This is a genomic window from Pseudomonas sp. PDM30, from assembly GCF_019218985.1.
Classification (GTDB): Bacteria; Pseudomonadota; Gammaproteobacteria; order Pseudomonadales; family Pseudomonadaceae; genus Aquipseudomonas; species Aquipseudomonas jessenii.
Genome location: NZ_JAHUWM010000008.1, coordinates 242,972 through 257,656 on the forward strand (window position 1 = coordinate 242,972; position 14,685 = coordinate 257,656).

The window sequence follows — 14,685 nt, forward strand, 5'->3', positions numbered from 1 at the left end:
TACCCGTAGATGCTACGGCGCAGGCTTCAACCGGCGCCGTAGTTTTAACCTGAGCAGCAGCTTAAAAGGCTGCGGCTCTTATTTTGAAGAAATGAGACAAGCAGGGGCATCCGGGCTGGTACCCGGACTATCAGTGTGATCCTAGTGGCTTGTTTTGGTCGCTGCATTCGGACTTCTGCAAGTTTGCTCGGTGTCGACATCGATGGTGTTCCCCTAACCGAGGGTGACCAAGCATGCAAGAAAGCGTGATGCAGCGCATGTGGAACAGCGCCTACCTATCCGGTAGTAACGCTGCCTATGTGGAAGAGCTTTACGAGCTCTACCTGCACGACCCTAACGCTGTGCCAGAAGAGTGGCGCACCTACTTCCAGAAGTTGCCTGCTGACGGCAACTCTGCCACCGATGTTTCGCACTCCACAATTCGCGATCATTTCGTCTTGCTGGCAAAGAACCAGCGCCGCGCCCAACCGGTTTCCGCCGGCAGCGTGAGCAGTGAGCACGAGAAGAAGCAAGTTGAAGTGCTGCGATTGATCCAGGCCTACCGTATGCGTGGCCACCAGGCAGCCCAGCTTGACCCGCTGGGGCTGTGGCAGCGTCCTGCACCTGCAGACCTGTCGATCAATCATTACGGCTTGACCAATGCCGATCTTGATACGACCTTCCGTGCCGGCGACCTGTTCATCGGCAAAGAGGAAGCGAGCCTACGCGAAATTCACGAAGCGTTGCAGCAGACATATTGCCGCACCATCGGCGCTGAATTCACGCACATCACCGATTCCGAGCAGCGCCAGTGGTTCCAGCAGCGTCTGGAAAGCGTGCGCGGTCGTCCGACGTACTCCGCCGACATCAAGAGCCACCTGCTCGAGCGCGTGACCGCCGGCGAAGGCCTGGAAAAATACCTGGGCACCAAATACCCGGGTACCAAGCGTTTCGGTCTGGAAGGCGGCGAAAGCCTGATTCCGATGCTCGACGAGCTGATCCAGCGTTCCGGTTCCTACGGCACCAAGGAAATCGTCATCGGCATGGCCCACCGTGGCCGTCTGAACGTGCTGGTCAACACCTTCGGCAAGAACCCGCGCGAGCTGTTCGACGAGTTCGAAGGCAAGAAGAAGGTCGAGCTGGGTTCCGGTGACGTGAAATACCACCAGGGCTTCTCGTCCAACGTGATGACCACCGGCGGTGAAGTTCACCTGGCCATGGCGTTCAACCCGTCCCACCTGGAAATCGTTTCCCCGGTGGTCGAGGGTTCGGTTCGCGCCCGTCAGGATCGTCGCAACGACCCGACCGGTGAGAAGGTTCTGCCGATCTCCATCCACGGTGACGCTGCATTCGCAGGTCAAGGCGTGGTCATGGAAACCTTCCAGATGTCGCAGACCCGCGGTTTCAAGACCGGCGGTACCGTGCACATCGTGATCAACAACCAGGTCGGTTTCACCATCAGCAACCCGCTGGACTCGCGTTCCACCGAGTACGCGACCGACGTTGCGAAAATGATCCAGGCGCCGATCCTCCATGTGAATGGTGATGATCCGGAAGCCGTATTGTTCGTGACCCAGCTGGCCATCGACTACCGCATGCAGTTCAAGCGTGACGTGGTGATCGACCTGGTCTGCTACCGTCGTCGCGGCCACAACGAGGCCGACGAGCCAAGCGGCACCCAGCCTCTGATGTATCAGCAGATCACCAAGCAGCGCACCACCCGTGAGCTGTATGCCGATCGTCTGACTCAGGCCGGTGTGCTGGATGCTGAGCGTGTCAAGGCGAAAGTCGACGAGTACCGCAACGCGCTGGACAACGGTCTGCACGTGGTCAAAAGCCTGGTCAAAGAGCCGAACAAAGAGTTGTTCGTGGACTGGCGTCCGTATCTGGGCCACGCCTGGACCGCGCGTCACGACACTCGCTTCGACCTCAAGACCTTGCAGGAACTGTCCGCCAAGCTGCTGGAAATCCCGGAAGGCTTCGTGGTTCAGCGCCAGGTTGCCAAGATCTACGAAGACCGCCAGAAGATGCAAGCCGGCGGCCTGCCGATCAACTGGGGTTACGCCGAAACCATGGCGTACGCGACCCTGGCGTTCGAAGGTCACCCGATTCGCATGACTGGCCAGGACATCGGCCGCGGCACGTTCTCGCACCGCCATGCTGTCCTGCACAACCAGAAGGACGCGGGCACCTACATCCCGCTGCAGAACCTGTACGACGGTCAGCCACGCTTCGACCTGTACGACTCGTTCCTGTCCGAAGAAGCGGTATTGGCGTTCGAGTACGGTTACTCGACCACCACGCCGAATGCCCTGGTTATCTGGGAAGCCCAGTTCGGCGACTTCGCCAACGGCGCCCAGGTAGTTATCGACCAGTTCATCACCAGTGGCGAGCACAAGTGGGGCCGCCTGTGCGGTCTGACCATGCTGCTGCCGCACGGTTATGAAGGTCAGGGTCCGGAGCACTCCTCGGCTCGTCTGGAGCGTTACCTGCAGTTGTGCGCCGAGCACAACATTCAGGTGTGCATGCCGACGACGCCGGCTCAGATCTACCACTTGCTGCGCCGTCAGGTGATCCGCCCGCTGCGCAAGCCACTGGTAGTCCTGACTCCGAAGTCGCTGTTGCGCCACAAGCTGGCCATCTCGACGCTGGAAGATCTGGCCGAAGGTTCGTTCCAGACCGTTATCCCGGAAATCGATGCCCAAGACCCGAAAAAGGTCGAGCGCGTTGTTCTGTGTAGCGGCAAGGTCTACTACGACCTGCTGGAAAAACGCCGTGCCGAAGGTCGTGACGACATCGCTGTCGTGCGTATCGAGCAGCTGTACCCATTCCCTGAGGACGACTTGAAAGAAGTCCTGGCTCCTTATACCAACGTCAAGCATGCCGTCTGGTGTCAGGAAGAGCCGATGAACCAGGGTGCGTGGTACTGCAGCCAACACCACATGCGTCGCAGCATCAGCAACCTCAACAAGTCTCTCGTACTCGAGTACGCGGGCCGTGAGGCTTCTGCTGCACCTGCATGCGGTTACGCATCGATGCACGCCGAACAGCAGGAACAACTGCTGCAAGACGCCTTTACTGTTTAACGCCTTCGCGCACCTGAAACCGAATTTAAGGAACCACAGACAATGGCTATCGAGATCAAAGCCCCCACTTTTCCGGAATCGGTTGCCGATGGCACCGTTGCCACCTGGCACAAACAACCGGGCGACGCGGTCAAGCGCGACGAACTGATCGTCGACATCGAAACCGACAAAGTCGTGCTGGAAGTGCTGGCTACCGCTGACGGCGTGCTGGGCGCTATCGTCAAGAACGAAGGCGAAACCGTTCTGTCCGACGAAGTTCTGGGCTCCATCGTTGAAGGCGGCGCTGCTGCTGCCGCTCCGGCTGCCGCTGCTGCTCCGGCCGCTGCTGCCGCTGCTCCAGCTGCCGGCGTTGACGAAGACGCTATCGCGGCTCCAGCTGCTCGCAAGCTGGCCGAAGAAAACGGCATCAACCTGGCTTCCGTCAAAGGCACCGGCAAAGATGGTCGTGTAACCAAGGAAGACGTGGTTGCCGCTGTCGAAGCCAAGAAAGCCGCTCCGGCTGCCGCGCCTGCCAAGGCTGCTGCACCTGCCGCTGCTGCTCCGGTATTCGCTGCAGGCGATCGCATCGAGAAGCGCGTACCGATGACCCGCGTACGTGCCACCGTGGCCAAGCGTCTGGTTGAAGCTCAATCGAACATGGCGATGCTGACCACCTTCAACGAAGTCGACATGACCGAAGTCATGGCGCTGCGTTCGAAGTACAAGGACCTGTTCGAGAAGTCCCACAACGGCGTGCGCCTGGGCTTCATGTCGTTCTTCGTGAAAGCAGCCACCGAAGCGCTGAAACGCTTCCCGGCTGTCAACGCGTCGATCGACGGCGGCGACATCGTTTACCACGGCTACGCTGACGTCGGCGTTGCAGTTTCCAGCGATCGCGGCCTGGTTGTACCGGTTCTGCGTAACGCCGAACTGATGAGCCTGGCTGAAATCGAAGGCGGCATCGCCACCTTCGGCAAGAAAGCCCGCGACGGCAAACTGTCGATGGACGAAATGACCGGTGGTACTTTCACCATCACCAACGGTGGTACTTTCGGTTCGATGATGTCGACCCCGATCGTCAACCCGCCACAAGCAGCCATCCTGGGCATGCACAACATCATCCAGCGTCCGATGGCCATCAACGGCCAGGTCGTTATCCGTCCGATGATGTACCTGGCACTGTCCTACGATCACCGTCTGATCGATGGCAAAGAAGCTGTGACCTTCCTGGTGACCATCAAGAACCTGCTGGAAGATCCGGCTCGTCTGTTGCTGGATATCTGATAGAAGCAGCCATGAGCTGCAAGCCCGGGCTGTCGGAAAACCCGCAGCCTGGCTTGCCGCTCGCGGCTTGAAGCTTTTCGCTAAAGAGGATTTTTTGAATGTCGCAGAAATTTGACGTAGTAGTGATCGGCGCTGGCCCTGGCGGCTATGTGGCTGCCATCAAGGCCGCTCAGCTTGGTCTTTCGACTGCCTGCATCGAGAAGTACACCGACAAGGAAGGCAAACTGGCTCTGGGCGGTACCTGCCTGAACGTCGGCTGCATTCCATCCAAGGCCCTGCTGGACAGCTCGTGGAAATTCCACGAAGCCCAGGACGGTTTCGCGATCCACGGTATCAATCACGCTGGCGTGACCATGGACGTGCCAGCGATGGTCGGCCGTAAAGCCAACATCGTCAAAGGCCTGACCTCCGGCGTTGCGACCCTGTTCAAAGCCAACGGTGTGACCTCGATCCAGGGTCACGGCAAGCTTCTGGCCGGCAAGAAAGTTGAAGTCACCAAGCCTGATGGCTCGGTAGAAATCATCGAAGCCGAAAACGTCATCCTGGCTCCAGGTTCGCGTCCGATCGACATTCCACCAGCTCCGGTTGACCAGAATGTGATCGTCGATTCGACTGGCGCTCTGGAATTCCAATCCGTACCCAAGCGTCTGGGCGTGATCGGCGCTGGCGTGATCGGTCTGGAACTGGGTTCGGTCTGGTCGCGTCTGGGTGCAGAAGTGACTGTCCTGGAAGCCCTGGACACCTTCCTGATGGCAGCGGACACCGCTGTTTCCAAGGAAGCGCTGAAAACCCTGACCAAACAGGGTCTGGACATCAAGCTGGGCGCTCGCGTCACCGGTTCCAAAGTGAACGGCGACGAAGTCGTGGTGAACTACACCGATGCCAAGGGCGAACAGAACATCACTTTCGACAAGCTGATCGTAGCCGTTGGTCGCCGTCCGGTGACCACTGATCTGTTGGCTGCCGACTGCGGCGTGACCCTGGACGAGCGCGGTTTCGTGCACGTTGACGATCACTGCGCCACCACCGTACCGGGCGTTTACGCCATCGGCGACGTGGTTCGCGGCATGATGCTGGCGCACAAGGCCTCGGAAGAGGGCATCATGGTTGTCGAGCGCATCAAGGGCCACAAGGCCCAGATGAACTATGATCTGATCCCTTCGGTTATTTATACTCACCCGGAAATCGCGTGGGTCGGTAAAACCGAGCAGGCCTTGAAAGCTGAAGGCGTTGAAGTTAACGTCGGCACCTTCCCGTTCGCAGCCTCTGGCCGTGCCATGGCTGCCAACGACACCGGTGGTTTCGTCAAGGTCATCGCAGATGCCAAGACAGACCGCGTATTGGGCGTCCACGTGATTGGCCCGAGCGCTGCGGAACTGGTTCAGCAGGGCGCGATCGGTATGGAATTCGGCACCAGCGCTGAAGACCTGGGCATGATGGTTTTCTCCCATCCGACCCTGTCTGAAGCCTTGCACGAAGCTGCTTTGGCAGTGAATGGCGGCGCCATCCACATCGCCAACCGCAAGAAGCGTTAAGACAATAAGAAACCACGGCGGAATGGCCCGTCGTGAGCCTTGCATGCAAGACTCACCGCGGAATATCCGCTGGACGCAGTCTTGCATAGCTGCACCGGGTATCCGGAAAGGCTATGCAAGCAGCAGTCACAGGTGGTGCGGCACTTGAATGAGTGCAGCACCGAATGCGCAGTACCTAACGAAGACGGTAATAAGCATGAATCTTCACGAGTATCAGGGTAAGCAGCTGTTCGCTGAGTACGGCCTGCCAGTTTCCACCGGTTACGCGGTAGACACCCCGGAAGCAGCAGCAGAAGCTTGCGACAAAATCGGCGGCAGCGAGTGGGTTGTCAAAGCCCAGGTCCACGCCGGTGGTCGCGGTAAAGCGGGCGGCGTAAAGCTGGTTCGCAGCAAAGAAGACGCCAAAGCCTTCGCACAGCAGTGGCTGGGCAAGCGTCTGGTGACTTACCAGACTGACGCCAATGGTCAGCCAGTCACCAAGATCCTGGTTGAATCGTGCACTGATATCGCTAAAGAGCTGTACCTGGGCGCTGTCGTTGACCGTTCGAGCCGTCGTATCGTGTTCATGGCTTCCACCGAAGGTGGCGTGGACATCGAGAAAATCGCTCACGACACTCCAGAAAAAATTCTGAAAGCCACTATCGATCCACTGGTTGGCGCTCAGCCATTCCAGGGTCGCGAGCTGGCATTCCAGTTGGGTCTGGAAGGCAAGCAAGTTGCCCAGTTCGCCAAGATCTTCGTAGGTCTGGCCAAGCTGTTCAAGGATCACGACCTGGCCCTGCTGGAAGTGAACCCGCTGGTGATCAAGGCTGACGGCGATCTGCACTGCCTGGACGCCAAGATCAACATCGACGCCAACGCCATGTACCGTCAGCCTAAGCTGAAGACTTTCCACGATCCGTCGCAAGACGATCCGCGCGAAGCGCACGCTGCCAAGTTCGAACTGAACTACGTAGCGCTGGAAGGCAACATCGGTTGCATGGTCAACGGTGCTGGCCTGGCCATGGGTACCATGGACATCGTCAACCTGCATGGCGGCAAACCAGCCAACTTCCTCGACGTGGGCGGTGGTGCTACCAAGGAACGCGTTACCGAAGCGTTCAAGATCATCCTGTCCGACACCAACGTCGCTGCAGTACTGGTCAACATCTTCGGCGGCATCGTTCGCTGCGACATGATTGCCGAAGGCATCATCGGTGCAGTGAAAGAAGTCGGCGTGAAAATCCCGGTTGTTGTTCGCCTTGAAGGCAACAACGCTGAGCTGGGCGCTAAAGTACTTGCAGAAAGCGGTTTGAACATCATCGCTGCTACCAGCCTGACCGACGCTGCTCAACAAGTTGTCAAAGCTGCGGAGGGCAAATAATGAGCGTCCTGATCAATAAAGACACCAAAGTTATCTGCCAGGGTATTACCGGTTCGCAAGGTAGTTTCCACACCCAGCAAGCCATCGAGTACGGCACCAAGATGGTTGGTGGTGTAACTCCAGGCAAAGGCGGCACCGAGCACCTGGGCCTGCCAGTGTTCAACACCGTTAAAGACGCCGTAGCTGCCACTGGCGCCACCGCCAGCGTGATCTACGTTCCGGCTCCTTTCTGCAAAGATTCGATCCTGGAAGCTGCTTTCGGCGGCATCAAGCTGATCGTGTGCATCACCGAAGGCATTCCTACCCTGGACATGCTGGACGCTAAAGTTAAGTGCGACGAGCTGGGCGTAGTCCTGATCGGCCCTAACTGCCCAGGCGTGATCACCCCAGGCGAATGCAAGATCGGCATCATGCCAGGTCACATTCACTTGCCAGGCAAGGTCGGTATCGTTTCCCGTTCCGGCACCCTGACCTACGAAGCTGTGAAGCAGACTACTGACGCCGGTTTCGGTCAGTCGACTTGCGTCGGCATCGGTGGTGACCCGATCCCGGGTTCGAACTTCATCGACATCCTGAAGCTGTTCCAGGAAGACCCGAAGACCGAAGCGATCGTGATGATCGGTGAGATCGGCGGTTCGGCTGAAGAAGAAGCGGCTGCCTACATCAAGGCACACGTGACCAAGCCGGTTGTATCCTACATCGCTGGTGTGACTGCTCCTCCGGGCAAGCGCATGGGCCATGCTGGCGCAATCATCTCTGGCGGCAAAGGCACTGCAGACGAGAAATTCGCTGCTCTGCAAGACGCAGGCGTTAAAACCGTGCGTTCGCTGGCAGACATCGGCAAGGCCCTGGCCGAGCTGACTGGTTGGGCTGTCAAGTAAGCCTCGCGCTTAGCTGACGCTTCACCAAACAAAGGCCACCTTCGGGTGGCCTTTGTCGTTTCCGGGATTTGTGTTGGCGGTACCGGCCTCTTCGCGAGCAAGCCCGCTCCCACATTGGAACGCGGTCAACTGTGGGAGCGAGCTTGCTCGCGATGGCGGACTTACAGGCGACATCTATCAACATGCAGAAACGCGACACAAAGATGTCGTATATCGGATAGTTCGCCCTCTAACAGTGCGTTTATCGGTCAAATTCGTTAGTCTATGCGCCATTTTTGCGTCTGCGGCCCACAAGGCGCGCAACGCGCTAAAAGGGTCGGTCTTATACGGACTGACAGCATTTCCCTCACCCATAGGGAAATCCCTCTCTAAATTCCGATTCAGTAGTGTGGTATTTCCTTAATGAAAGTGTTGAAAGGCCAGGACATCCTGGCACTTGGTTTTATGACGTTTGCCCTGTTCGTCGGGGCTGGCAACATCATCTTCCCACCTATCGTCGGTTTACAGTCCGGGCCCAATGTCTGGATGGCGGCGCTGGGTTTCCTGGTCACGGCAGTTGGTCTGCCGGTGATCACCGTCGTGGCGCTGGCCAAGGTCGGCGGAGCAATGGATGCCTTGAGCAGCCCGATCGGTAAAGTGGCCGGTGGCCTGCTGGCAGCGGCTTGCTACCTCGCTGTTGGCCCGCTGTTCGCGACGCCACGTACCGCGACGGTATCCTTCGAGGTGGGCCTGGCGCCCCTGACCGGCGAGAGCCCGCTGGCACTGTTCCTCTACAGCTCGGTTTACTTCCTGCTGGTGTTCTTCATCTCACTGTATCCGGGCCGTTTGCTGGATACCGTAGGGCGCTTCCTCGCGCCGTTGAAGATCATCGCCCTGGCCGTGCTGGGCATTGCAGCATTCGCCTTGCCGGCCGGTGACATTGGCCATGCAACCCCTGAATACGTTGCAGCACCGTTTTCCCAAGGCTTCATCAATGGTTACCTGACCATGGATACCCTGGGCGCCCTGGTGTTCGGCATCGTCATCGTCAACGCCATCCGTTCCCGCGGTGTCGAGTCGCCAGCACTGATCACCCGTTATGCGATCATCGCCGGGCTCATCGCCGGCGTGGGTCTGGCGCTGGTGTATGTCAGCCTTTTCCGTCTAGGTTCGGGCAGCCATGAAGTGGCCGCGGGCGCTACCAATGGCGCGGCGGTATTGCACGCTTACGTGCAGCACACCTTCGGTTCGCTGGGCAGTGGTTTCCTTGCCGTGCTGATCTCCCTGGCGTGCCTGGTGACCGCGGTCGGCCTGACCTGTGCCTGCGCCGAGTACTTCAGCCGTGTGGTGCCGTTGTCTTACAAGACACTGGTGATCATCCTGGCGGCGTTCTCGCTGCTGGTGTCCAACCTGGGCCTGACCAAGCTGATCGCGTTCTCGATCCCGGTACTGACCGCGATCTACCCGCCGTGCATCGTTCTGGTGGCGTTGAGCTTCTGCAAGGACTTCTGGCATGAGCAGGGTCGTATCCTCGGCCCGGTGATGCTGGTGTCGTTCATCTTCGGCCTGATCGATGCCCTGAAGGGGGCCGGCCTGGCGGACTGGATGCCGACACAAATGGCCCACCTGCCGCTTAGCGAGCAGGGCCTGGCGTGGTTGGTGCCGTCGGTGATGACGCTGGTGGTCGCCGTGGTCTGCGACCGTATGTTGGGCAAGCGCGAAGAAGCGCTGGCTTAAGCTTTACCGGCCCGTCACAAACGGGCCTGTGAACAAAACAGAAATGCCCCGTATCAATCGATACGGGGCATTTTTTTATGGGGTGATGCGGTGTCTTTTCTTCTGCGCTAACGTCGAAATACTGCCATGGCCCTTGTAGGAGCGAGCTTGCTCGCGAAGGTCGTGAACTATAGCGCGTGATTTCTGGATAAACGCGTTGCTCTCAGGTTCTTCGCGAGCAAGCTCGCTCCTACAGGGTTTATGTACACCGCAAATACTTCACAAGGACCTGCATGTCGTTCATCCAAGCCAACCTGATCCACATTCTTGCCGCCGTCTGGTTCGTTATCTGCTGGGGCGGGTACACCCGCTATGCCACATGGAAAGGCCGTGACACCGCGTGCCTGGCCAGTGTGCTGCACCTGTATCGTGAAGACTGGATGCGCCGCATGCTGCTGCGCGACAACCGCATCGCCGATGCCAGCGTGATCGGCAATCTGGAGCGCAATGCGTCGTTCTTCGCCTCCAGTACATTGATTATCCTGGCCGGTATTCTCACGGTATTGGGAGCTTCGGAACGGGCGGTATCCTTGCTGGCGGATATTCCGATGGTGCAACAGGCGTCCCAGGGCATGTCGGAAATCAAGTTGCTGTGCCTGGCGCTGGTGTTTGTCTATGCGTTCTTCACGTTCAGCTGGTGCATGCGCCAGTACAACTTTGCGGCGGTACTGGTGGGTTCGGCACCGATGGTCGGTGAGCGACATGTATCGGAGCAAGAGCGCAAAGCATTCGCTTCACGCGCCGCCCGCGTCATCTCCATGGCTGCCAACCAGTTCAACTTCGGGCTGCGTTCCTACTACTTCGGCATGACCATGCTGGCCTGGTTTGTCAGCCCGTGGCTGTTCATGTTGATGAGTGCCGGCGTCGTGTTTGTTTTGTACCGCCGCGAGTTTCATTCCGACGTTCTTGACGTGATGGTCTATACCCCTACAGAGGCGCCGTTGCCGGAGGCAATTAAAGAGGCAGCTTGATGAGTATTCCATTCTGGTGCGTGTTTATCAGTGCGGTGTTGATTTATCTGGCGCGAATGCCCGTGACCAGGGCCATGAAAGAGCAGGGTGGTTACGATAACCACCTGCCGCGCCAACAGCAGATGCAACTCACAGGTCTGGGAGCCCGGGCGCTGGCGGCGCATCAGAACAGTTTCGAAGCGTTCATATTGTTCGCGGTGGGTGTGTTGATGGCGCATACCACGCAGACGGCGGGCTGGCTGATCGACTGCCTGGCGATCATATTCGTGATCACGCGGGTTATTTACCTGGTGTGTTACTGGAAGGATCTGGCCTGGCAGCGCAGTTTGGTTTGGCTGGTGGGATTGATCTGTTCGCTGTTGTTGATGATTAGTCCGACTTTTCGAACGATTTTGCTCTAACCATTTTTTTCAAGGCAAAAGAAAACCCGCACTTGGCGGGTTTTCTTTTGCCACTCTAAAAACCGTATTAGTTCTTAGGTGCTTCTGGAGCGGCCGGAGCGGCTGGAGCGGCCTCTTTTGCCGCTTCTGCGTTCGATTCGGCCTGAGCTTTGGCAGCTTCGGCGTTTTCTTTCGCAGCGTCGTTCACTTTATCCTGAGCTTTGTTCATGTCCTGCTGAGCTTGCTCGGCATGTTTGGTCGCATCTTGAGCTTTGTCCTCGGATTTTTTATCGCAGGCAGCGAGACCGAGGGAAGCGGTCAACATCAAGGCAATAGCTAAAGTCTTACGCATGGGGTGTTTCTCCTGATGAAAAGCATCTACTGGCATTAAGAGCCCACGCATCAGGGTTAAGTTCCTTAATTTTTTCAGATATATAAGTTTGTTCTAGTGTGGAACTTTTACCCGGACCGCCACCGCACTGTACAGACATAAACAAGAGTTTTTATCAAATGACTGAAAACCCCGTTTTTGAGCGTGCAAAGCGCTTTCTGTCGGCGCTGCGACATTGCCAAGTACTTGGACTAAGCGTTCACAGCGCCAGCAACGAAGGGCTGACGATTGTGCTGCCGTACAGCCCGCAGATCGTCGGCAATCCCGAAACCGGCGTGATTCATGGCGGAGCGCTGACTTCGCTGATGGACACCGCCTGTGGCATGGCGACCCTCTGCGTGCTCCCGGAATTCGAAGTCTGCCCGACCCTGGACCTGCGCATCGACTACATGCACGCCGCCGAACCACATAAGGATGTCTACGGCTTTGCCCAGTGCTATCGGGTCACCACCGACGTGATTTTTGCCCGTGGCTTCGCCTATCAGGATGACCCCGGGCAACCCATTGCCCATGTGATGGGCACTTTCATGCGCATGGGCAAGAACATCAAAGGCACCAAGGGCTTTGGTGGCGCGGTTGCCGGAGGTGCGCAATGAGCGAGTCGCTGAAAGAGCAATTGCAAAAGGCCCATGAGCAGGGCGATTACGCCTCGTTGCTGGATTTGATTCCCTATGCCCGGCTGATCGGCGTCGAATGTTCCCGGGTGGGAGATGAGTTGTTGTTCAAGCTGCCAGCGAACCAGGACAACATCGGTAACCCCTTGTTGCCGGCGATTCATGGCGGTGTGATCGCCGGTTTCATGGAATTGGCCGCGGCGCTGCACCTGTTGGTGTTTACCGGAACGCCCGGGGTGCCGAAGATCATCGACTTCTCCCTGGATTACCTGCGAGCCGGACAGTTTCGCGATACCTGGGCCCGATGCCAGGTTTGGCGCCAGGGTCGCCGGGTCGCCAATGTGGCGATTACCGCCTGGCAAAGCACCGAAGCCGAGCCCATTGCCACGGCTCGTGCACATTTCAAACTCGAAGAGCCCTTGAAATCCTGAACTCAGCCCCAAACTCTGAGGACAACCCGCCGTCGATCCTCAAGGTCGCGGCTTATGCCATCTGATTGGAGTTTGATGACCATGAGTGTGGAAACTCAAAAGGAAACCCTGGGCTTCCAGACCGAGGTGAAGCAGCTGCTGCATCTCATGATCCATTCGCTGTATTCCAACAAGGAAATTTTCCTTCGCGAATTGATCTCGAACGCCTCTGACGCTGTCGACAAGTTACGTTTCGAAGCCCTGGCCAAGCCAGAGCTGCTGGAAGGTGGCGCCGAACTGAAAATCCGCGTGAGCTTCGACAAGGACGCTAAAACCGTCACCCTCGAAGACAACGGTATTGGCATGAGCCGCGAAGACGCGATCACCCACCTGGGTACCATCGCCAAGTCCGGCACCGCCGATTTCATGAAGCACCTGACCGGCGACCAGAAGAAAGACTCGCACCTGATCGGCCAGTTTGGCGTTGGTTTCTACTCCGCCTTCATCGTCGCCGACAAAGTCGATGTGTTCAGCCGTCGCGCCGGCAGCCCGGCCAGCGAAGGCGTGCATTGGTCGTCCAAAGGCGAAGGCGATTTCGAAGTCGCAACCGTCGACAAGGCCGAGCGCGGCACTCGCATCGTCCTGCACCTGAAGTCCGGTGAGGACGAGTTCGCCGATGGCTGGCGTCTGCGCAACATCATCAAGAAGTACTCCGATCACATCGCCTTGCCGATCGAGCTGCCGAAAGAAGTGGCCGCTGCCGAAGGTGAAGAGCAGCCGGCCGTTGAGTGGGAAACCGTCAACCGCGCCAGCGCCCTGTGGACCCGTCCGCGTACCGATATCAAGGACGAGGAATACCAGGAGTTCTACAAGCACATCGCTCACGATTTCGAAAATCCGCTGAGCTGGAGCCACAACAAGGTCGAAGGCAAGCTCGAATACAGCTCATTGCTGTACGTGCCGACCCGTGCGCCGTTCGACCTGTACCAGCGTGAGGCGCCGAAAGGCCTGAAGCTGTACGTGCAGCGCGTGTTCGTCATGGATCAGGCCGAGTCCTTCCTGCCGCTGTACCTGCGCTTCATCAAGGGCGTGGTCGACTCCAACGACCTGTCGCTGAACGTGTCGCGGGAAATCCTGCAGAAAGACCCGATCATCGACTCGATGAAGTCGGCGCTGACCAAGCGCGTCCTGGACATGCTGGAAAAACTGGCGAAGAACGAGCCTGAGCAATACAAGGGCTTCTGGAAAAACTTCGGTCAGGTCATGAAAGAAGGCCCGGCAGAAGATTTCGCCAACAAGGAAAAAATCGCCGGTCTGCTGCGTTTCGCATCGACCCACGGCGACGATGGCGAGCAGGTTGTCGGCCTGGCCGAGTACCTGGCGCGCGCCAAGGAAGGTCAGGACAAGATCTACTACCTGACCGGCGAAACCTACGCCCAGGTCAAGAACAGCCCGCACCTGGAAGTCTTCCGCAAGAAAGGCATCGAAGTGCTGCTGCTGACCGACCGTATCGACGAGTGGCTGATGAGCTACCTCAGCGACTTCGACGGCAAGAGCTTTGTCGACGTAGCGCGCGGTGACCTGGACCTGGGCAACCTGGACTCGGAAGAGGACAAGAAGGCCGCGGAAGAAGTCGCCAAGGCCAAAGAAGGTCTGGTCGAGCGTCTGAAAACCGCATTGGGCGAGTCCGTTGCTGAAGTGCGGGTTTCCCATCGCCTGACCGACTCCCCGGCAATCCTGGCCATCGGTGAGCAGGACCTGGGCTTGCAGATGCGCCAGATCCTGGAAGCCAGCGGTCAGAAGGTTCCGGATTCGAAGCCGATCTTCGAATTCAACCCGGCTCACCCGCTGATCGAGAAGCTCGACAACGAGCAGAGCGACGAGCGCTTCGGCGACCTGTCGCACATCCTCTTCGATCAGGCGGCCCTGGCGGCCGGCGACAGCTTGAAAGACCCGGCGGCCTATGTGCGCCGTCTGAACAAGCTGTTGGTCGAGCTATCGGCCTGACGGTGTTGTAGAAAAACCCGCTTCGGCGGGTTTTTTCATTTCGGTGCTAA

The 14,685-nt window shown here is 58.1% G+C and carries 12 protein-coding genes; 11 read left to right on the forward strand and 1 reads right to left on the reverse strand.

What is annotated here, in order from left to right; genetic code table 11:
* Window positions 1–233 precede the first annotated feature (233 nt).
* The 8 genes from KW840_RS20025 to KW840_RS20060 all read left to right on the forward strand — a co-directional run bounded on the left by KW840_RS20025 (window position 234) and on the right by KW840_RS20060 (window position 11,234).
* Window positions 234–3,065, forward strand: a complete 2,832-nt coding sequence (locus KW840_RS20025) for a 2-oxoglutarate dehydrogenase E1 component (RefSeq protein WP_090453893.1) — start codon at window positions 234–236, stop codon at window positions 3,063–3,065.
* Between the two features lie 42 nt (window positions 3,066–3,107).
* The gene (gene odhB / locus KW840_RS20030; RefSeq protein ID WP_057715826.1) at window positions 3,108–4,328 is read left to right on the forward strand and encodes a 2-oxoglutarate dehydrogenase complex dihydrolipoyllysine-residue succinyltransferase; all 1,221 of its coding nucleotides are present in this window, start codon (window positions 3,108–3,110) and stop codon (window positions 4,326–4,328) included.
* 98 nt (window positions 4,329–4,426) lie between these two features.
* Window positions 4,427–5,863, forward strand: coding sequence for a dihydrolipoyl dehydrogenase (lpdA, locus tag KW840_RS20035; protein WP_007998079.1), 1,437 nt, complete (start codon window positions 4,427–4,429; stop codon window positions 5,861–5,863).
* Between the two features lie 196 nt (window positions 5,864–6,059).
* A complete protein-coding gene (gene sucC / locus KW840_RS20040; protein WP_007919879.1) occupies window positions 6,060–7,226 on the forward strand; it encodes an ADP-forming succinate--CoA ligase subunit beta in 1,167 nt (388 codons plus the stop codon).
* On the forward strand, window positions 7,226–8,107 hold the full coding sequence (gene sucD / locus KW840_RS20045) for a succinate--CoA ligase subunit alpha (RefSeq protein ID WP_007919877.1): 882 nt from the start codon (window positions 7,226–7,228) through the stop codon (window positions 8,105–8,107). Before sucC ends, sucD begins: the two co-directional genes overlap by 1 nt.
* A gap of 402 nt (window positions 8,108–8,509) precedes the next feature.
* Window positions 8,510–9,823, forward strand: coding sequence for a branched-chain amino acid transport system II carrier protein (gene brnQ, locus KW840_RS20050; protein ID WP_057715825.1), 1,314 nt, complete (start codon window positions 8,510–8,512; stop codon window positions 9,821–9,823).
* Window positions 9,824–10,095: 272 nt separating this feature from the next.
* Window positions 10,096–10,833 (forward strand): DUF599 domain-containing protein, encoded by a 738-nt coding sequence (locus KW840_RS20055; protein WP_090453895.1) that lies wholly within the window; start codon window positions 10,096–10,098, stop codon window positions 10,831–10,833.
* Window positions 10,833–11,234 carry an MAPEG family protein gene (locus KW840_RS20060; protein ID WP_150814888.1) on the forward strand — a complete coding sequence of 134 codons (402 nt, stop codon included), beginning with the start codon at window positions 10,833–10,835 and terminating at the stop codon, window positions 11,232–11,234. Before KW840_RS20055 ends, KW840_RS20060 begins: the two co-directional genes overlap by 1 nt.
* 67 nt (window positions 11,235–11,301) lie before the next feature.
* Here KW840_RS20060 and KW840_RS20065 read toward each other — a convergent pair whose 3' ends face one another.
* Window positions 11,302–11,565 carry a hypothetical protein gene (locus KW840_RS20065; RefSeq protein ID WP_090457778.1) on the reverse strand — a complete coding sequence of 88 codons (264 nt, stop codon included), beginning with the start codon at window positions 11,563–11,565 and terminating at the stop codon, window positions 11,302–11,304.
* Between the two features lie 158 nt (window positions 11,566–11,723).
* On the opposite strand from KW840_RS20065, the gene KW840_RS20070 reads away from it, so the two are divergent.
* The 3 genes from KW840_RS20070 (at window position 11,724) to htpG (ending at window position 14,635) form a co-directional block, all read left to right on the forward strand.
* Window positions 11,724–12,200, forward strand: a complete 477-nt coding sequence (locus KW840_RS20070) for a PaaI family thioesterase (protein ID WP_057715822.1) — start codon at window positions 11,724–11,726, stop codon at window positions 12,198–12,200.
* On the forward strand, window positions 12,197–12,649 hold the full coding sequence (locus tag KW840_RS20075; protein ID WP_090453899.1) for a PaaI family thioesterase: 453 nt from the start codon (window positions 12,197–12,199) through the stop codon (window positions 12,647–12,649). Before KW840_RS20070 ends, KW840_RS20075 begins: the two co-directional genes overlap by 4 nt.
* Window positions 12,650–12,730: 81 nt before the next feature.
* Window positions 12,731–14,635 carry a molecular chaperone HtpG gene (htpG, locus tag KW840_RS20080; protein ID WP_218497158.1) on the forward strand — a complete coding sequence of 635 codons (1,905 nt, stop codon included), beginning with the start codon at window positions 12,731–12,733 and terminating at the stop codon, window positions 14,633–14,635.
* The last annotated feature ends 50 nt before the right edge of the window (window positions 14,636–14,685 follow it).

Bases quoted from the DNA above. Each gene is read 5' to 3' on its own strand.
- KW840_RS20025 (WP_090453893.1), top strand. From the start codon at position 234: ATGCAAGAAAGCGTGATGCAGCGCATGTGGAACAGCGCCTACCTATCC.
- odhB (WP_057715826.1), top strand. From the start codon at position 3,108: ATGGCTATCGAGATCAAAGCCCCCACTTTTCCGGAATCGGTTGCCGAT.
- lpdA (WP_007998079.1), top strand. From the start codon at position 4,427: ATGTCGCAGAAATTTGACGTAGTAGTGATCGGCGCTGGCCCTGGCGGC.
- sucC (WP_007919879.1), top strand. From the start codon at position 6,060: ATGAATCTTCACGAGTATCAGGGTAAGCAGCTGTTCGCTGAGTACGGC.
- sucD (WP_007919877.1), top strand. From the start codon at position 7,226: ATGAGCGTCCTGATCAATAAAGACACCAAAGTTATCTGCCAGGGTATT.
- brnQ (WP_057715825.1), top strand. From the start codon at position 8,510: ATGAAAGTGTTGAAAGGCCAGGACATCCTGGCACTTGGTTTTATGACG.
- KW840_RS20055 (WP_090453895.1), top strand. From the start codon at position 10,096: ATGTCGTTCATCCAAGCCAACCTGATCCACATTCTTGCCGCCGTCTGG.
- KW840_RS20060 (WP_150814888.1), top strand. From the start codon at position 10,833: ATGAGTATTCCATTCTGGTGCGTGTTTATCAGTGCGGTGTTGATTTAT.
- KW840_RS20065 (WP_090457778.1), bottom strand. From the start codon at position 11,565: ATGCGTAAGACTTTAGCTATTGCCTTGATGTTGACCGCTTCCCTCGGT.
- KW840_RS20070 (WP_057715822.1), top strand. From the start codon at position 11,724: ATGACTGAAAACCCCGTTTTTGAGCGTGCAAAGCGCTTTCTGTCGGCG.
- KW840_RS20075 (WP_090453899.1), top strand. From the start codon at position 12,197: ATGAGCGAGTCGCTGAAAGAGCAATTGCAAAAGGCCCATGAGCAGGGC.
- htpG (WP_218497158.1), top strand. From the start codon at position 12,731: ATGAGTGTGGAAACTCAAAAGGAAACCCTGGGCTTCCAGACCGAGGTG.